Origin of the sequence: Pseudoalteromonas sp. CO325X, assembly GCF_004208955.1 — a bacterium.
In the GTDB taxonomy this organism is placed as follows: domain Bacteria; phylum Pseudomonadota; class Gammaproteobacteria; order Enterobacterales; family Alteromonadaceae; genus Pseudoalteromonas; species Pseudoalteromonas ruthenica.
Genome location: NZ_SGPG01000002.1, coordinates 1 through 20,903 on the forward strand (window position 1 = coordinate 1; position 20,903 = coordinate 20,903).

Annotated in this window: 19 protein-coding genes; 4 read left to right on the plus strand and 15 right to left on the minus strand. The window is 47.8% G+C overall.

The features are described from left to right. Nucleotides 1-407 precede the first annotated feature (407 nt). Nucleotides 408-1,265, minus strand: a complete 858-nt coding sequence (locus EXT46_RS01350; RefSeq protein ID WP_045980532.1) for a tetratricopeptide repeat protein — start codon at nucleotides 1,263-1,265, stop codon at nucleotides 408-410. Between the two features lie 76 nt (nucleotides 1,266-1,341). Here EXT46_RS01350 and EXT46_RS01355 point away from each other — a divergent pair, with 76 nt between their 5' ends. Then, nucleotides 1,342-2,661 carry an amidohydrolase gene (locus EXT46_RS01355; RefSeq protein WP_130144751.1) on the plus strand — a complete coding sequence of 440 codons (1,320 nt, stop codon included), beginning with the start codon at nucleotides 1,342-1,344 and terminating at the stop codon, nucleotides 2,659-2,661. On the opposite strand, the gene EXT46_RS01360 is transcribed toward EXT46_RS01355, so the two are convergent. The 4 genes from EXT46_RS01360 to pomA all read right to left on the minus strand — a co-directional run bounded on the left by EXT46_RS01360 (nucleotide 2,658) and on the right by pomA (nucleotide 7,001). Further along, on the minus strand, nucleotides 2,658-4,592 hold the full coding sequence (locus EXT46_RS01360) for a DNA topoisomerase III (protein WP_130144753.1): 1,935 nt from the start codon (nucleotides 4,590-4,592) through the stop codon (nucleotides 2,658-2,660). The two genes, EXT46_RS01355 and EXT46_RS01360, sit on opposite strands and share 4 nt — an antisense overlap. 52 nt (nucleotides 4,593-4,644) lie before the next feature. After that, nucleotides 4,645-5,142, minus strand: coding sequence for a hypothetical protein (locus tag EXT46_RS01365; protein ID WP_240701068.1), 498 nt, complete (start codon nucleotides 5,140-5,142; stop codon nucleotides 4,645-4,647). Nucleotides 5,143-5,310: 168 nt separating this feature from the next. Next, nucleotides 5,311-6,237 carry a flagellar motor protein MotB gene (locus tag EXT46_RS01370; RefSeq protein ID WP_026110915.1) on the minus strand — a complete coding sequence of 309 codons (927 nt, stop codon included), beginning with the start codon at nucleotides 6,235-6,237 and terminating at the stop codon, nucleotides 5,311-5,313. Nucleotides 6,238-6,239: 2 nt separating this feature from the next. Beyond that, the gene (gene pomA / locus EXT46_RS01375) at nucleotides 6,240-7,001 is read right to left on the minus strand and encodes a flagellar motor protein PomA (RefSeq protein ID WP_022943545.1); all 762 of its coding nucleotides are present in this window, start codon (nucleotides 6,999-7,001) and stop codon (nucleotides 6,240-6,242) included. Nucleotides 7,002-7,264: 263 nt separating this feature from the next. Between pomA and EXT46_RS01380 the strand changes: the two genes are divergently transcribed. The 3 genes from EXT46_RS01380 to dxs all read left to right on the plus strand — a co-directional run bounded on the left by EXT46_RS01380 (nucleotide 7,265) and on the right by dxs (nucleotide 10,331). Further along, nucleotides 7,265-7,504, plus strand: coding sequence for an exodeoxyribonuclease VII small subunit (locus tag EXT46_RS01380; RefSeq protein ID WP_022943546.1), 240 nt, complete (start codon nucleotides 7,265-7,267; stop codon nucleotides 7,502-7,504). Nucleotides 7,505-7,512: 8 nt separating this feature from the next. Continuing rightward, entirely contained in the window at nucleotides 7,513-8,400 is an 888-nt protein-coding gene (ispA, locus tag EXT46_RS01385) for a (2E,6E)-farnesyl diphosphate synthase (protein WP_130144755.1), read from the plus strand. Nucleotides 8,401-8,468: 68 nt separating this feature from the next. Further along, on the plus strand, nucleotides 8,469-10,331 hold the full coding sequence (dxs, locus tag EXT46_RS01390) for a 1-deoxy-D-xylulose-5-phosphate synthase (RefSeq protein ID WP_130144757.1): 1,863 nt from the start codon (nucleotides 8,469-8,471) through the stop codon (nucleotides 10,329-10,331). 69 nt (nucleotides 10,332-10,400) lie between these two features. On the opposite strand, the gene EXT46_RS01395 is transcribed toward dxs, so the two are convergent. The 10 genes from EXT46_RS01395 to glyA form a co-directional block, all read right to left on the minus strand. Beyond that, entirely contained in the window at nucleotides 10,401-13,472 is a 3,072-nt protein-coding gene (locus EXT46_RS01395) for a diguanylate cyclase (RefSeq protein WP_026110916.1), read from the minus strand. A 51-nt stretch (nucleotides 13,473-13,523) separates the two neighbouring features. Then, nucleotides 13,524-14,012: a phosphatidylglycerophosphatase A gene (locus EXT46_RS01400; RefSeq protein ID WP_022943550.1), complete on the minus strand. Its 489-nt coding sequence runs from the start codon at nucleotides 14,010-14,012 to the stop codon at nucleotides 13,524-13,526. Beyond that, complete coding sequence (gene thiL / locus EXT46_RS01405; RefSeq protein WP_022943551.1) at nucleotides 14,009-14,983, minus strand: thiamine-phosphate kinase; 975 nt, start codon at nucleotides 14,981-14,983, stop codon at nucleotides 14,009-14,011. The genes EXT46_RS01400 and thiL overlap by 4 nt, the downstream gene beginning before the upstream one ends. A 44-nt stretch (nucleotides 14,984-15,027) precedes the next feature. Beyond that, complete coding sequence (gene nusB, locus EXT46_RS01410) at nucleotides 15,028-15,441, minus strand: transcription antitermination factor NusB (RefSeq protein ID WP_022943552.1); 414 nt, start codon at nucleotides 15,439-15,441, stop codon at nucleotides 15,028-15,030. 9 nt (nucleotides 15,442-15,450) lie between these two features. Continuing rightward, nucleotides 15,451-15,915, minus strand: a complete 465-nt coding sequence (gene ribE, locus EXT46_RS01415) for a 6,7-dimethyl-8-ribityllumazine synthase (protein WP_022943553.1) — start codon at nucleotides 15,913-15,915, stop codon at nucleotides 15,451-15,453. A 99-nt stretch (nucleotides 15,916-16,014) separates the two neighbouring features. Continuing rightward, a complete protein-coding gene (gene ribBA, locus EXT46_RS01420; RefSeq protein ID WP_130144759.1) occupies nucleotides 16,015-17,121 on the minus strand; it encodes a bifunctional 3,4-dihydroxy-2-butanone-4-phosphate synthase/GTP cyclohydrolase II in 1,107 nt (368 codons plus the stop codon). A 17-nt stretch (nucleotides 17,122-17,138) separates the two neighbouring features. Continuing rightward, nucleotides 17,139-17,795, minus strand: coding sequence for a riboflavin synthase (locus tag EXT46_RS01425; RefSeq protein WP_022943555.1), 657 nt, complete (start codon nucleotides 17,793-17,795; stop codon nucleotides 17,139-17,141). A gap of 2 nt (nucleotides 17,796-17,797) precedes the next feature. Next, nucleotides 17,798-18,931: a bifunctional diaminohydroxyphosphoribosylaminopyrimidine deaminase/5-amino-6-(5-phosphoribosylamino)uracil reductase RibD gene (gene ribD, locus EXT46_RS01430; protein ID WP_130144761.1), complete on the minus strand. Its 1,134-nt coding sequence runs from the start codon at nucleotides 18,929-18,931 to the stop codon at nucleotides 17,798-17,800. Nucleotide 18,932: 1 nt separating this feature from the next. Continuing rightward, entirely contained in the window at nucleotides 18,933-19,382 is a 450-nt protein-coding gene (gene nrdR / locus EXT46_RS01435; RefSeq protein ID WP_026111229.1) for a transcriptional regulator NrdR, read from the minus strand. Between the two features lie 92 nt (nucleotides 19,383-19,474). Next, nucleotides 19,475-20,731: a serine hydroxymethyltransferase gene (glyA, locus tag EXT46_RS01440; RefSeq protein ID WP_022945772.1), complete on the minus strand. Its 1,257-nt coding sequence runs from the start codon at nucleotides 20,729-20,731 to the stop codon at nucleotides 19,475-19,477. Between the last annotated feature and the right edge of the window lie 172 nt (nucleotides 20,732-20,903).

Below are 20,903 nucleotides of genomic sequence, written 5' to 3' on the forward strand. Positions count from 1 at the left end.
CGAGGGCTGTGCATTCTACTCAACCCTGTTTTATTGTCAACACTTTATTTTAAGAAGTTTGCATTTTTCAATGCGCTTTTTAAAATTCAGTTTTACTTGACTCACCCAACTCGTTGAAGTGCTTGTTTGTAAGCAGTCCGCCGTGTCGGTGGATGCGCATTATAGGGAGAAACAAAATCAACGCAACCCCTTTTTTACTAAAAACCGCAGAAAAACGTTAACCCAAGCTCAAGCGTTCAAAATACCAACAAAACAAAGGTAAACGAACATCGATTAGGCTGTTTTTTGTGCTCTTTCCTTAAGGCGGCCTATAAGTATTGAACAACTACACTAAAGATCAAGGTAAGGCTTATAAAAAAGTGCACTTAGCGTGCACTCCTTTATTTCGACCGCAGCGTATGCATTTTTTAATACAAGATACTATATAGTTTACGGCGATATTGAGCTGCTAGGGCGTCGCCCTCAGGTAGGCTAGCAATGATATCAAGGTAGGACTTCTTCGCATCGCCAAAATTAAGATCTTTGTTAAGCACTTTAAACAGTGTCGCTAACGCGTCTTCTTTTTTACCCGCTTCATTAAGTGCCACCGCTAAGTTTACTTTTGCCTCAAGGTTTTCAGGTTCGTTATCAACGGTCTGTTGCAAAGCTTGGATCTCTGGTGAGTCCTGCGCTTGTTCAGCAAGCTCTAGCTTAGCTTTAATATTGTTATAATATGCATCCTGCTCGACTAGGCCTATGGTTTCCAATAACGCTTTGGCGTCATCAAGCTTATGTATTTGGATGCAAATATCAGCCAACACCAGTTTGATACGACTATTATTGCTGTCTATATCATACGCCTGTTTTGCCAGTTTAAAGGCCTCGTTATGATTTTGGACCATCAATGCATCTTTGGCTTGTTGCAGCAACATATCTTGTGGTTGTGGTAAGTGCTTTTGCAGTGCTTCTTTAATTTGCACCTCGCTTTGTGGCCCTGGGAGCATATCTACTGGTGCTCCCTCTTTTAATAACACCAAAGTAGGCAGCGCTTGTAAGCCAATTTGCTGCGCTAATTGACCCGCCAATGCTTGCTGTGTGTCACAATCTAAAGTTGCCACGACAAGATGCTGCTGATATTGCTGCGCTATGCCTTGTAAAATACTGGCCTGTTCCTGACATTCCGGGCTTTGGGCGGAGTAAAAGCTCAACGCCACCAACTTTTCTTGCGAAGTGTCGCCTAATACTTGCTGGATATTCTCTGCCGTCAATTGAATTTGATTCGTCATGCTTATGTTGCCATCTCACTATAATTACGCTTTGATATGGTGACTAACATAACAATTACAAGAGCAAGGATCACCCATGCAATTGCCCACTTCTTTCACCGCTCTCAGTGCTGCTTTACTACTTGCATGCACATCAACAGCAGCACACAGTATAGATGTTAAAGATAGACTCCCTGAGCTTGAAGCCTTCTATGTTGATTTACACCAATCACCAGAGCTGTCTTTACACGAACAGCAAACCGGTGAAAAACTGGCCAGTAAACTGCAAACCTTAGGGCTTGATGTGACCAAGGAAGTCGGTGGCTACGGCGTCGTTGGTCTGTATAAAAATGGCTCTGGGCCGACCGTTATGATCCGCACCGACACCGACGGTTTGCCAATCGTCGAACAAACCGGTGTGAACTACGCATCTAAAGTGACGGTGACAAAAGATGATGGCTCCAAAGTTGGAGTGATGCATGGCTGTGGTCACGATATTCATATGAGCAGTTTCATTGGCACTGCTGAACACCTCATGGCCCATAAAGATCAATGGCAAGGTACGCTGATGATGGTAGCTCAACCTGCTGAGGAAATCGGCGCGGGTGCCAAAGCAATGCTCAATGAGGGCTTGTTTAGTCGCTTCGCTAAACCAGATCATATTTTAGCCTTGCATGTCAGTGCCAGTGTGCCTGCGGGCAAGGTTGCCTTAAAGCCGGAATATACCATGGCCAGTGTAGACTCGGTGGACATCATTGTGAAAGGTAAAGGTGGACATGGTGCCTACCCGCACACCACCATCGACCCTGTGGTCATTGCCTCACGTTTGGTATTGGCGCTACAAACGATCACCAGCCGTGAGCTGTCGCCCTTAGAACCTTCCGTTGTGACTGTCGGGTCTATTCATGGCGGCAGCAAACATAATGTCATCTCTAACGAAGTGACTCTGCAACTCACGCTACGCAGCTATAACCCGCAGGTACGTAATCAACAAATTGCCGCCATTAAACGCATAAGCGCAGGTATTGCTGCTAGTGCGGGGTTAGAGCAAGCCCTTTACCCTGAAGTCATTGTCCACGAACAAGAATCAATTCCTTCTACTTATAACGATCCAACTCAAACCACCTTAGTCACAGACGCCATTAAAAACGCTATCGGTGAGAATAATGTAGAATTAACCAAGCCAGTCATGGCCGGGGAAGATTTTGGCTTGTACGGACGCACCGACGACAACTTGCCTATTACCCTGTTTTGGCTCGGCGGAGTAAACCCAGAAACATATAACGCCGCTCAACAATCTGGGGGGCAACTGCCATCGCTGCACTCTAGTAAATTTGCGCCTGATTATAAAAAGGCCATTCCAACGGGTGTCAAAGCGATGACTCATGCGGCGCTCAAGCTATTCAATACACCTTAAGCTTGCGCTTTAGACGCGCCCTTAGCTTTGTAACTGCGGGCGCGCTTTCTTTTACCACCTCTCAAGGCTCGCTTGTCGGGCCCTTTAATATTGCTAAATACACCAGCATCACAGTTCTTTGCTTGATTGACCAAGTCGTTCAGCTGTGTGGTTAATGGCTGCATGAAGTCTTGATATTTGAGCTCTTGCTCGGCAATTTTTGCTAATGCCATTTCCCAGTGCGCCGTCATATCCGGCGTTGCTAATTGCTCGGGCAACGCACTGATCAGAGCGCTTCCCGCCTCGCTAGCACAAATGGATTTTCCTTTACGAGTAAGAAAACCACGTGAGAAAAGCAATTCGATGATGCTTGCTCTGGTTGCCTCAGTGCCTAAGCCATCGGTATCGCGCAGCACTTTACGTAATTGTGTGTCCTTGACGTAACGGCCAATGGATGTCATTGCGCTTAATAGAGTGGCATCACTAAAGTGTGCCGGGGGTGTGGTCTGCTTATCGTCAATACGTGCATCATCACACTGTAGCAATTGCCCTAAGGTCAATGGTGGTAAACATTGCTCATCTTGCTTCGCCTTTTTGCCCATGAGCTCTTTAAAACCCAGCTCAATGTCTTCTCGGGCTTTTGTTGTAAACTTGCCTCCAGCTATGGTCACCTCGACATCACTTTGGTAATAGCGATATGCAGGCATAAATTGAATGAGGTATTGGCGACAGATCAGTTCATACACTTTGCGCTCGTTATCATTCAACTGCGCTGCGGTGTGCTTGGCTGTAGGTACGATGGCATGGTGCGCTGCCACTTTGCTATCGTTAAAGCAACGGCTCTTTTTATTGCTATCTACAGCTGTGAGCTGCTGTGCGGTGAAAACGCCATTATTAAGCACTGCGTTAATAATATTGCTGGCGTCAGCAAAATGCTCCTTAGGCAAATAGCGATTATCTGAGCGCGGGTAAGTAATTAATTTATGCTTCTCATACAAGCTTTGACAACAATCTAATACCGCCTTCGCGGAGAGAGAAAAGCGCTTCGCTGCATCTATTTGCAGTGCCGATAGGTTGTAAGGCAGAGGGGCTTGCTCTTGCTTTTGCTCTTTGCTTAAGTCGGTCACACTTGCCGGTTGGCCGACAATCCGCCCGACTACATTTTCTGCAAGCTTACGCAGCAATACTCGGCCCTGTTCATCTTGATAGGCCCGACACGCTTCGCTTGGTTGCCACTTCAGCCAAAATGACTCGCCTTGTGCTGTAGTCACTTGCGCGTGCACCTCATAAAACGGCTTACTAACGAACTCGGCTATTTCTTTATCTCTGGCGACCACCAGACCCAGCACCGGGGTTTGTACCCTTCCCACTGAGAGCACCCCTCGATAACCGCTTTTTTGTCCCGCCAAGGTATAAGCTCGTGTTAGGTTCATACCAAACAACCAGTCGGCGCGCGAGCGGGCGAGTGCTGAAACACTCAAAGGCACAAACCGGGTATTGGGCTGCAGCTGGTTCAGGGCTTTTTTCACTGCAGGCAAGTTCAAATCACTGATCAGTAACCGCTCAACCGCTTGCTTTTTATGTTGCGACAAAGATACCTGATTAATCACTTCATCAACCAGCAATTGCCCTTCTCTATCGGGGTCGCCGGCATGCACTAAGGTGTGAGCTTGCTTTATCAGCTTCTTAACTAAAGTGAGTTGTTTACGAGTTTTGCTTTTCGCTTTTAGCTGCCACTGCTTCGGAATAATAGGCAAGTGCGCTAATTGCCACTTTTTAAAAGCGGGGTCATAGTCATCGGGCTCAGCTTGCTCAAGCAAGTGACCGATACACCAGGTGACACAATCGCCATTACCGACCTCTATATAGCCTTCTTTTTTTTGCTGAGGTTTGGGCAAGGCTGCGGCTATAGCACGGCCAAGAGAGGGTTTTTCGGCAATATAAAGCTTCATGATAACAACTGGCTATTTATACAGTTGTTACAGTGTAGAGTATAATTACGAGCTAGGAAAGAGTGCGCGCGGCTGTTTTGTTTCTTCTTGCCTGCAACCAAAACAGTATCGGTAAATAGCACAATATTAAAGTAGCGCTGTTTATGATTGGTAATAGGGTTTTGTAAAGGTACGCGCTATTAAATGTTAGATCCCATAAATGGCGATCGGCGACACGCCAAAGCTGTAAAAAAGGCGCAGCCACAACAATAAGCTGGCCAGCAATACTTTGCCACATGTGCACTTTGCCACGAATGCCCCAATAAGCAATTATTGCCATCCAAATAATATCGTTGCTTGCCCATACGACATAACGCCAAACTTTTTCGGTATCATGGTCGAGCAGCATGTCGTGGATAAGAGTGCCGAAAAGGAAAAAGCCTGCTGTTAATAACGCGAACCGTAGAGCCTTACGTTCTTTACTAAGCCAAAAAAACACAATGGCTGGCAACAAAAAAGCTGCCGAACCATTGTTCATTAAAATTAAAAACTCTCCCAACCAAGAAGGCAAAATTTTTTCCTATTTCTTGATCTGTTGGAGCTTCTCGGTCTTGTCGTCATCACCATTGCCATTGCCTGGCATATCATTGAATTTATAAAGATGTAACATATTCGTTCCCTGTCTATTCAGCTTTAATTCAGTTGCTAAATTACCGTATTTTCAGCACAAAGCCAATAGTTACTGCACAACTTCAATGGGGTCAGATTCTTTTGCTTTACCCTGCATGATTGAAATCTCGACGCGGCGATTACGCTTACGATCTTCATCAGTTTCATTGGGGACTAACGGCCGCGTGTCTGCGCGTCCCACCACGACCATTCTACTTTTATCAAAGTCATCAACCTTTTGCATTTCACTGGCAACCGCGACTGCGCGCATCGCGCTCAGGTCCCAGTTGTTGGTATAGAGCTCATTAGAGACTTGGAAGTCATCGGTGTGCCCCGAGACAGTGATTTCTCCGGGTACATCTTTTAGTAATTCAGCAATATCTTGAATAATAGGCTTAAATTTTGGCTGTAAGAAAGCGCTGCCGGAGGGAAAAGAGCCGTTTTCACGAATGCGAATAATTATTTGCTGCCCTAAAGATTCCAGTTCTATGGCGCCGTCAATAATTTGCTGTTCTAGCTGTTGGGCAATTTTCTTCACCAGCTCATTGGTGCGCTCTTGGTCTGCTGCGGCGATAGCTTGCTGTTGTGACTGCTCATCGGCGGTACTGGCAGACTCCCCGCCACGTTGGTCCCCACGTTGCTCTTTACGACCGCCTGCGGAGTCTTCTTCCCCAGCTTGGAACTCCAGCATTTGCTGTGTCATTTCAACAGTCTGCTGTTGAATTGTCTCAATGGGCGTGGGATCTGGGCGCCCCGGTTTAAATTCCATGGCGATGACACTAGTTCCTTTAGGTATGTCTTTTACTTCCAGTTTATTTTGCACACCAAAAGCAAACTTCATGGAACCAGCAATTTGCTTAAACTTGAGCACATCCATCTCGGAGAACGCTAATAGCAATACGAAGAAACACATCAGTAGCGACATCAAGTCTGCGAACGTGCCCATCCAAGCCGGTAATCCGGGAGGGGGGCATTTGCAGGGTTTTTCATCCGACATACTTACTCCTCGGTATCAACTTGGCGCTTGGACTCTGCCAGATAATTTTTCAGAATGCCTTCGATAACTTTGGGGTTTTGTCCGTCTTGAATACCTAAGATGGCGTCTAAGATCAGCCGTTGATTGAGCTCTTCTTCATCTTTGCGCAGTTCTAACTTGGATTGGATAGGAATAGCTATCACATTGGCGAGAAACGCACCGTACAATGTGGTTAGTAGCGCCACCGCCATCGCGGGGCCAATCGCTTTGGGGTCATCCATGTTAGAGAGCATCGCCACCAAACCGATCAAGGTCCCTATCATACCCATTGCTGGGGCTATATCACCCAAGGCCTTGAACAGTCCGGCGCCTTGCTCATGGCGAGCGGTGGTCAACAGAATATCTTTTTGCAAAGTAGCACGAACCACATCGGCGTCATGGCCATCTACCAACATATCAATGCCTTTACGCATAAACTTGTTGTTAATCTCTGCCTCTTCTAGCGCTAAAAAGCCCCCTTTACGAGCAGAATCTGCCAGCTCTACAGCCTTCTCAATAAGCTCATCGGGTGATTCAATTTTAAACATGAAGGCTTTGCCGGCTACTTTCCCTATGGTGAAAAATTGCCCCATGGTGTAGTTAGCAAGCACGATAAAAAGAGAACCACCAAATACAATTAGCACCGAAGGAGTGTTATAGAACATGCCCACATCACCACCAAGCACCATAGACATGACAACGAAACCAATCGCGCCGAGAATACCTATTATGGTTGCTAAATCCACATGTCCTCCACCCACTTTACTATTCAGCGCCTTCCCACTAAAGCCCTATATATGGCCAGGGAATATCAGACGTTATTATAATTACTCTTGAGATATCGGCAACTTGCTGAATTACTTGAATCATTTTTTTAAAATCGCGAAGCGACAATATTAAAACTAGCATGCCTACACAGCTTTGCCGTGAAAATCGCATCCATCTTTGACCTAGTCCACGATTCCCCCTAAAATTGGCGCTCTTATTAGGTGTAGTGAGTGACAAGGCCATGGCCCAAAAAAAACCAGAAAACCTAAGCTTTGAAGAAGCCATTAATGAATTAGGGCAAATTGTAACTGATATGGAGCAAGGTGAATTGTCTTTAGAGCAATCTTTAAAGCAATTTGAACGCGGTATTGGTCTGGCAAACGCATCGGCTCAAAAGCTTGATAACGCCCAGCAGAAAGTAAGCATGTTAATGAGCAACGACCTAAATGCTGAGCTCACCCCAATGGATGATCAAGAGTAGTCGCCCCTGTGAATTTAAAACATGCCTTAGCACAGGCACAACAGGATGTGCTACACACTCTACAGCGTTATTTTCAAACACAGCAACAAACACAGCCTCAATTATTGGCGGCAACGCAGTACTGTATTGAAAATGGAGGCAAGCGCTTGCGACCATTTTTAGTCTATGCTGTAGGTAATATGCTTGCAGCACATCAAGACGATCTTCACAAAGCCGCTGCAGCCATTGAGTGTATTCATAGTTACTCTCTGGTGCATGATGATTTACCGGCCATGGACGATGATGAATTACGGCGCGGTCGACCCACCTGCCATATCGCATTTGACGAGGCCCACGCTATTTTAGCTGGCGACACCTTGCAAACCATCGCCTTTGAGCTGCTCAGTAGCACTGATTTTGATATCGGCGCTAGCCAACAGTTAGCACTGATACGCAGTTTAAGCCAAGCTTCAGGACTATTGGGTATGGTAGGCGGTCAAGCGCTAGATATCGCGGCCACCGATAAAGCGATTTCCTTAAGTGAACTTGAGCATATTCATCGCCTAAAAACCGGGGCATTGCTAAGCTGCGCCATTGAACTGGGCTATTTGTGCTCCCCGAACGTAGAAAACAGCACACGTGCTGCATTAGACGATTACGGCCGTGCCATCGGCCTGGCTTTTCAAGTGCAAGATGATATTTTGGATGTTGAAGGAGATACCGCCACGCTAGGAAAGCCGCAAGGCTCTGATGTGGCTGCAAATAAATCTACTTATCCTGCGCTTATGGGCCTCGATGGTGCCAAAGATAAGATGCAGCATTTGTATCAACAAGCTATTGATGCGGTGTGCCCGCTCCCATACGACACCCGTGTTCTCGAGCAACTCGCAGGCTATATCATCGCCAGAGATCATTAAAAATGACTACTGATGCGAAGGGCTGGTTTGATATACTTCAGCCATCGCAGTAAAGGATAAAACGACGCATGAATTTGGATAGTAGCAAGTATCCCTTATTACAACAGGTCAGCAAGCCTGAACAACTTCGCGAGCTACCGCAAGAGCGGTTAGGCGCGTTTAGCCACGAACTGCGGGACTACTTACTAAACTCCGTATCGCAAAGTAGCGGTCACTTTGCCTCCGGGCTCGGCACGGTTGAACTGACTGTTGCGCTGCACTATGTGTACAACACCCCGTTTGATCGCCTGATTTGGGATGTAGGCCACCAAGCCTATCCGCACAAACTGATCACCGGCCGCCGTGAGCAAATGCACACTATTCGCCAAAAAGATGGATTACATCCGTTTCCTTATCGCGGTGAGAGCGAGTACGACACCTTTAGTGTCGGTCATTCGAGTACCTCCATCTCTGCCGCTTTAGGTATGGCTATTGCTGCGCAAAAAGAAGGCCAAGGCCGTAAAACCGTTGCCGTCATCGGCGATGGTGCTATCACTGCGGGCATGGCCTTTGAGGCGATGAACCACGCTGGCGATATTAATTCCGACATGTTAGTCATTTTAAATGACAACGAGATGTCTATTTCAGAAAATGTCGGCGCGTTAAATAATCATTTTGCGCGTATTCTCTCCGGTAGCTTTTACGCCAACATTCGTGAGGGCAGCAAAAAACTCTTATCAGGGTTACCGCCTGTGAAAGAACTGGCTAGCCGTATGGAAGAGCATCTTAAAGGCATGGTTATACCGGGCACCTTCTTCGAAGAGCTTGGCTTTAATTATATCGGCCCAATCGATGGCCATGATGTCAACATGCTGGTCGACACCCTGCGCAATATGCGCAACCTCAAGGGTCCTCAGCTGCTGCATATAAAAACCCAAAAGGGCAAAGGTTATAAGCCTGCCGAAGCCGATCCTATTGGTTACCATGCGGTGCCCAAGTTTGACCCGACTGTGACTAAATTACCCAAATCTAAGCCAGGCGCACCGACCTTTTCAAAAGTGTTCGGCGATTGGTTGTGTGATATGGCCAGCGTTGATGACAAACTGATGGCCATCACTCCGGCAATGCGCGAAGGCTCGGGCATGGTGCGCTTCTCTAAAGAGTATCCACAACAGTATTTCGATGTTGCTATTGCAGAGCAGCATGCGGTCACACTCGGTGCAGGGTTTGCGTGTGAAGGCCTAAATCCCGTAGTGGCAATTTATTCAACCTTCTTACAACGAGCCTACGATCAACTTATTCATGATGTAGCGCTACAGGAATTGCCTGTGCTCTTTGCCATTGATCGCGCTGGCGTGGTTGGCGCCGACGGGGAAACTCACCAGGGCACGTATGACTTAAGTTATTTACGCTGTATTCCTAATATGGTCATTATGGCGCCAGCTAACGCCAATGAATGCCGTAATATGCTCTATACTGGGCATCAGCTTAATAAACCCGCCGCTGTGCGTTACCCGCGTGGCAGTGCTGGCGACGGTGAGCTTGATAGCGAAATGCAACAATTACCCATAGGCAAGGGGCGTGTTATTCGCAACGGCGAAAAAGTCGCAATACTGTCGTTTGGTACCTTGCTGGAGAATGCCCAACAAGCGGCAGAGCAGCTCAATGCCACCCTAGTTGATATGCGTTTTGTGAAACCTCTCGATCACCAGCTGATTGATAAGTTGGCAAGTGAGCATAATGCGCTTGTCACCTTGGAGGATAATGTTATCGCCGGTGGCGCAGGCTCAGCAGTAAGCGAATACTTAGCGCAAAGCAAGCAGCTTAAGCCAGTTTTGCACCTTGGCCTACCCGATGTATTTATTAAGCATGGCACGCAGCAAGAAATGCATGCTGAGCTTGGCCTTGACGGCGATGGTATCACTCGCCAGATAAGTACGTGGTTAGATTAACACGCTAGCGAGTTTGATATTCGGTAATAAAAAAGGAGCCAAAGGCTCCTTTTTTATTTATTCACTTTCTTAACGCATCCAAATTTTAATGTCGGCTAAGCCGGTGCTTTGTAAGGTGGCTATTTGCGCATCTAAGTTCTCACTTTGCTCAAACTCAAAGGCATCCAACTGATCATCAAACTCAATGTGCGCACAGCCATCGCCGCCGCGCTTTTTCACCTGATGAAGGGCGATATCCGCTAAGTTCACCGATGTTTCCCAGCCGATCACTTGGCCGCCGAGCAAGGGCATCGGATAACAAGACCAGCCCAGCGACGCGCTAAGATTAATCTTTTTACCATTGGGGAGTTGAAAACTTTTCTCTGCGATAGATTTGCATAACTGGCGCGCAAACTGATTGACCTGATCAAGCTCGAAATCGCGCAGCAGCAACAAGAACTCATCACCGCTCCAGCGGGCCACATAGTCGGAGCCCTGCGTGCAGGAATTCAATAGAGTCGCCATTTGTTGTAAGCAACTATCGCCGCTCAGCGGTCCGTAGGCATCATTAATACGTGAAAATTTGTCGATATTTACTATCAACAGCACCAGAGCCCTGCCCTGCTCTTGTAATGAAGACGAATTACGCTGGTAATGCTCAATATCTTTAGGCAGCTGATCGAATAAGAAACGCCGGCTACGCAGTCCTGTAAGCTCGTCAGAGTGACTCACTAACTTCAGCTGAGAGTTCACCTGGTTAAGCTTATCATTGGCATCACGCAGCTCCATAGTGCGCTCTTCCACCAAACTCTCCAAGGCTGCTTGTTTGCGGCGTTCCTGGGCTCTAAACACCCACAGCAATAAATAGATAATAAAAAATAACCCGGAAACAATCAGCAACCGGAAATACACCGTTTCATCGAAGCGTTTCGGTACCTGAAACGCATAATGCGTGCTTGTCGCCTCTTCCCAACTGTCACTGGTGCGCTTGGCTTCAAGCTTAAAAGTAAATGGGCCAGGAGGTAAGTTAGTATAAATGGCTTCACGACGATTTTTAGCATAGCGCCAGTCCGTATCCAAGCCGCTTAGCTGGTAACGAAACTCCACCTCAGCCGGGGCGTAAAAATCAATCGCCGTATAATTAATCGTTAAGTCGCGCTCATCGGTATCAAGCTCAGGATTCACACCCAAGCCACCGGTATACAAAGTACGTCTGGGAGTGGCAATACTCTCCACTTGGGGCGCTAATTGGTCTTGACCAAAGAGCTGCACATTTTTAGGGATTTCCACCACTCCTTGCAAACTCGGATACCAAATAGAGTCACCACTGTCAGCCACCGCGTCATGGCCTAAACCAGCACAACATTGACTGGCTTTACCATCGAGCTGGCGATCATACGAGGAAATCACCTGCTCTACTTGTAAGTTTCCAATTTCATCCGAGAATTGCTCCACCGGCATGCGGTAGACGCCTTTCATGGTGCTGACCCACACCCGCTGCAGGGCTTCATCATGATGCAGACTAAAAATGGAGCCATAGGGCAAGCCATTGGATACATCAAGCTGGTGCCAGCGTCCTTGGGTACTGCGATAGAATAAGCCGTCATTTAACGAACCAACTAACGTCCCAACATCATCAATTTCTAAAATACTGGTGACATAAGCGCTTTCCAGTGCTGTAGAGTCGCCGATGCGCTCTATGCCTTTATCTGAGAATAAGTAGCCGCCTTGGCTGGTACCAATTAAGCCGTATTTGCCTTTATCCAGCACGTAAGTAATAAACTTACTATCGAGTACAGCATTGTAGGTAAAGGGCGTTAACCCTCGATACCCCATGCGATACATCCCCCGGCCAGTACCAAACCACAGGCCGCCAGCACTCGACTCACTGATAGCAAACACCGGGTTTTGCCGTAATTCTCGCGCGTCGATGTTATATAGCTGCTCGTCTTCGAAGTACAACACACCGCGATCCGTGGCGATATACAACCGCTCACCAACAAAATGCAAATCATGCACCGCACTGCGGCGTAATTTAGCCCGAGGCACGCGATTAATAAAATTATTATCTTGATCGAAATAACCAACGCCACTGCGATTAGCCACCCATAGCTGACCACTCGGTGATAAGGTAATAGCCATCACCGCTTCGGTCATACTCGAGAGTGCATTATGGCGCTCAACCCGGCCCGCGTGGGCAAGCCAAAGGCCCTCGCTGAAGCTCGCCAGCCAAATATTGTTTTGTTCATCGCGGTAAATATCGGAAAACCAGATGCTTTGATCCAGTGCTGCTGGCTCAACCCATTGCCACTCTTTAGAATTATCGCGATACAGTAATCGTCCATAGGTTGAGATCCACAATGCGCCATCGGAGTCACTCATAAACTTATACACCGCCGCATTACTGGCGTTGGGTAAAGTAAATGGCCGTAGCTCATCATCTATGTCTAAGAAGTAAGCTCCTAATTCAGAGGCCAGGTATAAAGTGCCTTCTAGCCAGGCTAAGTCGTGGATAATGGTTTGTGCTAAACGATCAGGCAGGGTCACCCGCGCAGTTATTTTTAAACGCAAGCGCGATGACGACGATGACATATTGGTTAAGCGCAGTAAGTAGTTTTCACTGACTAACCACACGCCTTGCGGTGCCAGTGCCATTTTACTGACCGAAATTTGGTTGATGGCAGTCAGACGTCCCTGAATACGGCCGCTGCGCCGACGCTCGCTCTCGGGCAAATGAAAAGCGACCTGATTGCGCTCGATATAAAACAGTTCGTTGGCTGCCACCCAAATATTGCCTTTATCATCTTGCAATATATCGCGCACCGGGCCGCCAATACCAAACTCAAAGTAATTCATTGAATCAGGGTCAAGTACGGAGATGCCGCGCTTGGTGCCTATCCACAACAACCCTTCTTTATCAATCAATAACTTATTGATTGCATTACTATTGAGGAAGTTGCTATTTTGCTGGGTAAAGTTAGTGAAGTGGTCGCCATCAAAGCGACTTAAACCAAATTGAGTGCCGACCCAAATATAGCCTTTGTTATCTTGGGTGACACTTTTGAGGGATTGTGAAGGCAGACCATTTCGGGTATTCCATTGCTTAACCACATAATCCGTGATTGATGCCGACGCCAAGTGCGAAGCAAAAACTGCCCACACCAATACTAGTGACTGAAAAAACCGCTGCAATGTCACACCCAGACTCAAATCTTATATTCCTGGCAAATAACCTACTTTAATTAACGCTTGGAGGCAAATTAGCGAGCATATGCCGGCAAGAATATCATCTGCCATAATCCCAAGCCCACCATGCAGACGTTTATCAAGCATACGGATTGGTCCAGGCTTGGCAATATCGAAAAAACGAAACAGGGCAAAGCCCACCACTAAGGTCTGCCAATTAATAGCCGCTCCTATCATGGTAATATAAAACCCTGCCACTTCGTCCCAAACAATAGCCGGATGGTCGTGCACACCCAAGTCATCTGCGGTTTTACCACAGGCCCACACACCCACAGTGCATAGCATGAGTGCCATTGCTGCCTGCACCCACAGTGGCATACCCCAGGTCATAAAAATAAAAGGAATTGCCGCAAAGGTGCCAACTGTACCTGGGGCTTTGGGACTTAAACCTAAGCCAAAGCCTAGGCCTAAAAACTGATGACCGCGACGTAGATTAAATAAGCTTGTAGTGATCACGCGTCACCCTGTATAAAATGTTCAAAGCCCACTTGGGCGACATCGAGTTTATCTTCACCGTTAAGTACCTCGACCTTTCCCTCGCCACCACGAATTTGGCCAATGCACACAGCCTCGATGCCATACTGACTCAAACGATTGTCCAGCATCGCTTTATGATTCTCGGGTACCGTGTAAAGCAACTCATAGTCATCACCATAGCCAAGCACATAAGGCCATTTAGCCTCGCCTTCAATGCTTTGACGAAAGGCTTCTGACGTTGGAATTTTATCGGCATGAATGGTGGCACTGACCAAAGACATATCTAAAATATGCTGTAAATCGGCCAACAGCCCATCGGAGATATCAATGGCAGAGCTGGCGTAGCCACGCAAAACCTGTCCTGCTGCTACCCGGGGCGTCGGGTATTCCAATTTAGTGGTCAGCTTCTTCAGCCATTCAGGGGCAATATCTAAGTGTTGTTTGCGCGCTTCGATAGCCAAGCCTGCATCACCCAACGGTCCGGTAACATAAATCCAATCGCCGGGTTTAGCACCGCCGCGTGTTAACGCTTTGCCGGTAGGCACCGTGCCTTTGGCGCATACGGTAACAGTAAGCGGGCCTTGCGTAGTATCACCACCAATGATTTGCACGTTGAAATATTCTGCTATTTCATGCATGCCTGCGGTGAACTCCTCTAACCATTCTACTTCGGCTTTCGGTAAGGTAAGCGCCACAGAAACCCACGCAGGCTCGGCGCCCATAGCAGCAAGGTCACTGAGGTTAACGGCGATAGCCCGGTGCCCCAAAGCTCGCGGTGACATATCTTCAAAAAAGTGCACACCAGCTACCATGGTGTCTGTGGTAATGGCTAATTGGCTGTTTTCCGGAATACTCACCAACGCGCAGTCATCACCTATGCCAAGATTAACATCCCGGCGTGTGATCCCTCGGCCTTTAAAGTATCGGTTTATTAATTCAAATTCTTGCATACACAAAAAAGCCGGCCTCAGCCGGCTCTCCTTGTTAAAGGTGCTTAGCTATTACGTAGCTGCTTAATGGCTTTATCAAGCACACCATTAACGAATTTATGACTATCATCGGCACCAAACATTTTCGCCAGCTCAATGCCTTCATTGATGGCCACTTTGTATGGCACATCATCGCGGAATTTAAGCTCATACGCACAAAGTCGTAAAATGGCTTTTTCTACCATATCGATTTCTTCGTACGGACGCGTCAAATGCGGAGCTAAGACTTCGTCTAGCTGTTTTGAGTTAACGGCAACACCGCGCGCTAAGTCTTTAAAATACTCTACATCGACCTTAGTCACGTCATTTTCGATTAACATGTTTTGTTCGATATCAGCAATAGCGTTACCGCTCATTTGCCAAGAGTAAACGGCCTGTAAGGCCAATATGCGCGCTTTGCGTCTCGCTGCTGGTTTCACTGTGAACCCTTAAATTTTGTCTAAAACATTAACCATTTCTAGGGCACCTAATGCAGCTTCGCCGCCTTTGTTGCCCATTTTTGTACCGGCACGCTCAATGGCCTGCTCTATGCTTTCAGTCGTTAATACGCCAAAAGCAACCGGTACATCATACTCAAGCGATACCTGCGCCAAGCCTTTATTCGACTCACCGGCAACTAAATCAAAGTGCGGAGTGCCGCCACGAATGATCACGCCCAAGGCGATGATAGCATCGAACTCACCTTTGGCGGCAATGCGCTTGGCAGCAAGAGGTAACTCAACCGCACCCGGCACATACACCACGGTAATATCATCATCGCTGACGTTACCTGTACGCTTTAGCTCATCGACTGCACCGTCCAATAAACTGCGACCAATGTAGTCGTTAAAACGCGAAATCACGATGGCAAATTTTTTGCCCGGTGCAAACTTGTTACCTTCAATAATTTTCATCTGTAAACCTTAATTGATTCTGCCAAGGCGTGATGCCGGCGAAATGCGGGTATCGCAAAATTGCCGCGCATCATAGCATAATTGAAAAAAAATAGCTGCTTATTCTGGCTGTACGTAGTCAACCACCTCAAGGTGGAAACCTGACAGCGCATGATACTTCTTCGGCATGCTCATTAAGCGCATTTTAGTGATGCCTAAATCCGCTAAGATTTGCGAGCCGATGCCCACGGTGCGCGATGTCCCCTGGATTTTGCGGTGGTTAGCACTTTGGCCAGCATCTTCTAAAGCAAAGGCCTTAACCATAGCTTCGATATCCTCACTGCGCTCTTGCTTACCAAGGATAACCAACACACCATCATGTTCGGCGATATAGGCCATGGCGTTAGACAATGTCCAACTGCGGTCCGCGCCTCGATCGGAAAGTAAAATATCGTTAAAGGTGCTTTGCAAATGCACCCGCACTAAGGTTGGGTCGCTGATATCACCTTTGATCATCGCATAGTGCAACTGACCATCGATGGTGTCTTTGTAGGTAACTAAATCAAACTCACCGTACTGTGTTGGCAGCTTACACTTCGCCACTTGCTCGATAGTGGTTTCATTGAGGTTACGGTACTCGATTAAATCGGCAATAGTGCCCATCTTTATGCCATGCTCTTTAGCAAAAACTTCGAGTTGCGGGCGACGCGCCATGGTGCCATCGGGGTTCAGGATTTCGACGATAACCGAGGACGGCTCAAGGCCCGCAAGGCGTGCTAAATCGCAGCCAGCCTCAGTATGCCCTGCACGTGTCAGTACGCCGCCTGGCTGCGCCATAATAGGGAAAATATGCCCCGGCTGAACGATATCTTCAGGCACTGCCCCTTTGGCAACAGCGGCTTGTACCGTGCGGGCACGATCTGCGGCCGAAATACCGGTGGTCACCCCTTTTGCCGCTTCAATGGACAAGGTAAAGTTGGTTGAGAATTGCGCGCCGTTATTACTGACCATCAAAGGCAGTGCTAGTTGTTCACAACGCGCCTGGGTAAGCGTTAAGCAAATAAGGCCTCGGCCATAGGTGGCCATGAAATTAATGGCATCGGCGCTGATGTGCTCGGCGGCGATAATGAGATCGCCTTCGTTTTCACGATCTTCATCATCCATGAGGATAACCATCTTGCCATTTTTAATGTCGTCGATGATCTCCGCTGCGGTGTTTAAACTCATATCTTGCCCATTATCGTTTATTTTATAAATCCAGCTTGCGCCAGCAAGCTCTCGGAAACTGAGGATTGAGGCTGCTCAGCCTTGGCACCATTAATTAGGCGCTCTAAATAGCGAGCTATTTGGTCAACCTCAAGGTTAACCTGGGTGCCCACTTGAAAATCTGCAATCGTGGTTTGCTCTAAAGTATGCGGCACAATGGTCAACTTAAAGCGGCTACCATGAACCTCGTTGACGGTCAGACTGGCACCATCAATACACACCGAACCTTTATAGGGAATATACTTCATCAGTTCGGCGTCGGTTTGCAGCCAATATTCAATTGCGCGGGCGTTGCTACGCACATCAACCACTTCGGCAATGCCGTCTACGTGCCCAGAAACCAAATGACCCCCTAGCCTTGATAACGGCTGCAGCGCCTTTTCAAGATTAACACGTTGGCCTTGCTGGTAATGCGCAAAGCGTGTAAGTGATAAGGTTTCGCGCGATACATCGGCACTGAACCCATCACTGAATTTTTGTGTCACCGTAAGGCAAACGCCATTCGTGGCAATGCTGTCACCCAAGGCGACATCGTCCATGTTGAGACTATCGCTGCTGACGCGCACTTTTAAATCGCCATCAACAAGAGTGAGTGAGCTCAAGGTTCCGGTTGCTTCTATAATGCCTGTAAACATGGCTATTCCACTGCTCTTTTATCTAGGGTTAGGCGCACATCTTCGCCTATCGGGCGCATATCGCTAAATTGCATTTTTTCAATGTCGTTCATATCGGCAAATGGGCCTATGTTCACCAGCCCTTTGGCACCTTGGCCCATGAATTTAGGGGCCAAATAAACCACATAACGATCAATAAGCTGCTGCTTCGCAAAGGCCCCCGCTAGGGTCGCGCCTCCTTCAAGCCACAGCGAATTAATATCATCTGCAGCCAGTTGCGTGAGTAACGCGGCTAAATCTACATGGCCATCGTTATCCCCGGCAACATACAACTCGGTTACATTGTTGGGCCATTGCTGCACTTTATCAAGCGCAGGTGCTGTGCGTGAGCGCACGATAATAATCTTACCGGGTGTCTGCATTAACGCTAAATCGGGTGTGAGCCGGTAGCGACTGTCGATAATCACCCGCACCGGTTGACGCACTTGCGCCAGCGGGTAATCGGCAAGTTGCTGTTCGTTTAGACGCACATTTAATTGCGCATTGTCGCTTATCACCGTATCGGCTCCCGAGACAATGGCGCAATGTTGCGCTCGCAGGCTATGCACATCGGCACGGGCGTCACTGCAGGTAATCCATTTACTTTGGCCATTGGCGAGCGCCGTTTTGCCATCAATGCTGGCTGCTAGTTTGCAAGTGACAAACGGGCGCTGAGCACGCATGCGTTTTAAAAAGCCGGTATTAAGCGCTTCGGCTTGGGCACCGAGCAAACCATACTCAACGTCGATGCCAGCGGCCTCAAGCATCGCCATGCCCCGACCACTGACTTGTGGGTTAGGGTCTTGCATAGCACACACTACTTTAGCAACTTTTGCAGCTATCAAGGCGCCTGCACAAGGGCCGGTGCGGCCGGTATGGCTGCACGGCTCTAAGGTCACATATGCGGTGGCTCCCTCGGCATTTTCTGCAGCGGCATTTAAGGCATGAATTTCTGCATGCGGCGTCCCCGCCTGAATATGAAAGCCTTCGCCAATCACCTTATCATCTTTAACCAACACGCAGCCCACATTCGGATTGGGGGTGGTGGTAAAACGCCCCTGCCAGGCTAAGGCGATAGCGCGGCGCATAAAGTGCTCATCTTGTGCACTGAAGCTCATATTAGTCCCCTAGACGGGCGATTTCTTCGCCAAATTCGCGGATATCTTCAAACGAGCGGTACACCGATGCAAAGCGCACATAGGCCACTTTATCCAGCCCTTTCAGCGCTTCCATAATACATTCGCCAATAAGCAAAGAGCTGACCTCTCGTTCACCGGTCGCTCGAATTTGCGATTTGATTTGATGCACCACCTCATCAACCTGCTCGGTTTTCACTGGCCGCCTTTCTAAGGCACGATGTAAGCCATTTAGGAGCTTATCTTCGTTGAATGGTTCACGTGAGCCGTCCCGTTTAATCACGCGCGGCATCACCAACTCGGCGCCTTCAAAAGTAGTGAAACGTTCATGGCAATCAATGCATTCGCGACGGCGTCGAACCTGATGGCCGCCGCCCACTAATCGGGAGTCGATAACCTTGGTATCTTTGGCGCTGCAAAAAGGACAATGCATAGTGACTGGGGTTCCTGTAGAAAACAAAAAGGCCGCTATTTTTGCGGCCTTTATCATACACAAATGTTTGCCTAATGGCTATTTAGTGCAGCTTAAGCATACACTGGAAACTTAGCACAAATCGCTTTCACTTGCTCTTTCACTTTTGCCTGAACATCAGTGCTTTCGATGTTATCAAGTACATCGCAGATCCAGCCAGCAAGTTCTTTCGCTTCTGCTTCTTTAAAGCCACGGCGAGTAATCGCTGGTGAACCAAGACGTAAACCAGAAGTGACAAACGGTGAACGTGGATCATTCGGTACTGAGTTCTTATTCACCGTGATATTGGCGTTACCGAGTGCTGCATCAGCATCTTTACCAGTAATGTCTTTATCTATTAAATCAAGCAGGAATAGGTGGTTGTCTGTTTTTCCTGATACCACTTTATAACCGCGCTCTTGTAACACTGATACCATTGCTTGTGCGTTAGCCACAACCTGTTGCTGGTATGCTTTAAATTCTGGCTGTAGTGCTTCTTTGAAAGCCACCGCTTTGGCTGCAATAACGTGACACAGTGGGCCACCTTGACCGCCTGGGAAAACCGCGCTGTTAAGCTTCTTATAGATATCTTCATCACCACAATTAGAGATGATCAAACCGCCGCGTGGACCCGCTAGCGTTTTGTGCGTGGTGGTAGTGATCACATGTGCGTAAGGCACTGGGCTTGGGTACACACCGGCAGCGATAAGGCCGGCTACGTGTGCCATATCTACAAATAAGTAAGCACCGACTTTATCGGCAATCTCGCGGAAACGCTGCCAATCAACGATACCAGAATAAGCTGAGAAACCACCAATGATCATCTTTGGCTTATGCTCAAGGGCAAGGGCTTCAACTTGATCATAATCGATCTCACCGGTTTGCTCATTCAAACCATATTGAATGGCATTGTAGGTTTTGCCTGAGAAGTTTACATGTGCACCATGAGTTAAGTGACCACCATGAGCTAAGCTCATGCCTAGTACAGTGTCGTGTGGCTGAAGTAGCGCTTGAAACACTGCGGCGTTAGCTTGCGAGCCTGCATGTGGTTGCACGTTTGCATACTCAGTGCCAAACAGCTCGTTAGCACGGTCAATCGCCAATTGCTCAACAACGTCGACGTGCTCACAACCACCGTAGTAGCGTTTGCCCGGATAGCCTTCGGCATATTTATTGGTAAGCTGTGAGCCCTGCGCTTCAAGTACGCGTGGACTACAGTAGTTTTCCGAGGCAATAAGCTCTATATGCTCTTCTTGACGAGAAACCTCATCGCCCATCGCTTTGGCAAGTTCTGGATCAAAGTCTGCAATGTTCATGCTACGTTCTAACATGCTGTCTCCTAGGTGCAACGTAATTGTCGATTTGAAAGGTGCTATTGTACGCGCAAACCGCGCATTTGCCTATCAAGGATGTGTGAGCTTATTTAAACAAGGATTGAATTTTTTTCACAGCCCTAAAAGAATGATATTTTTAAATCCAAAATATAATAAAAACAAATGAAAG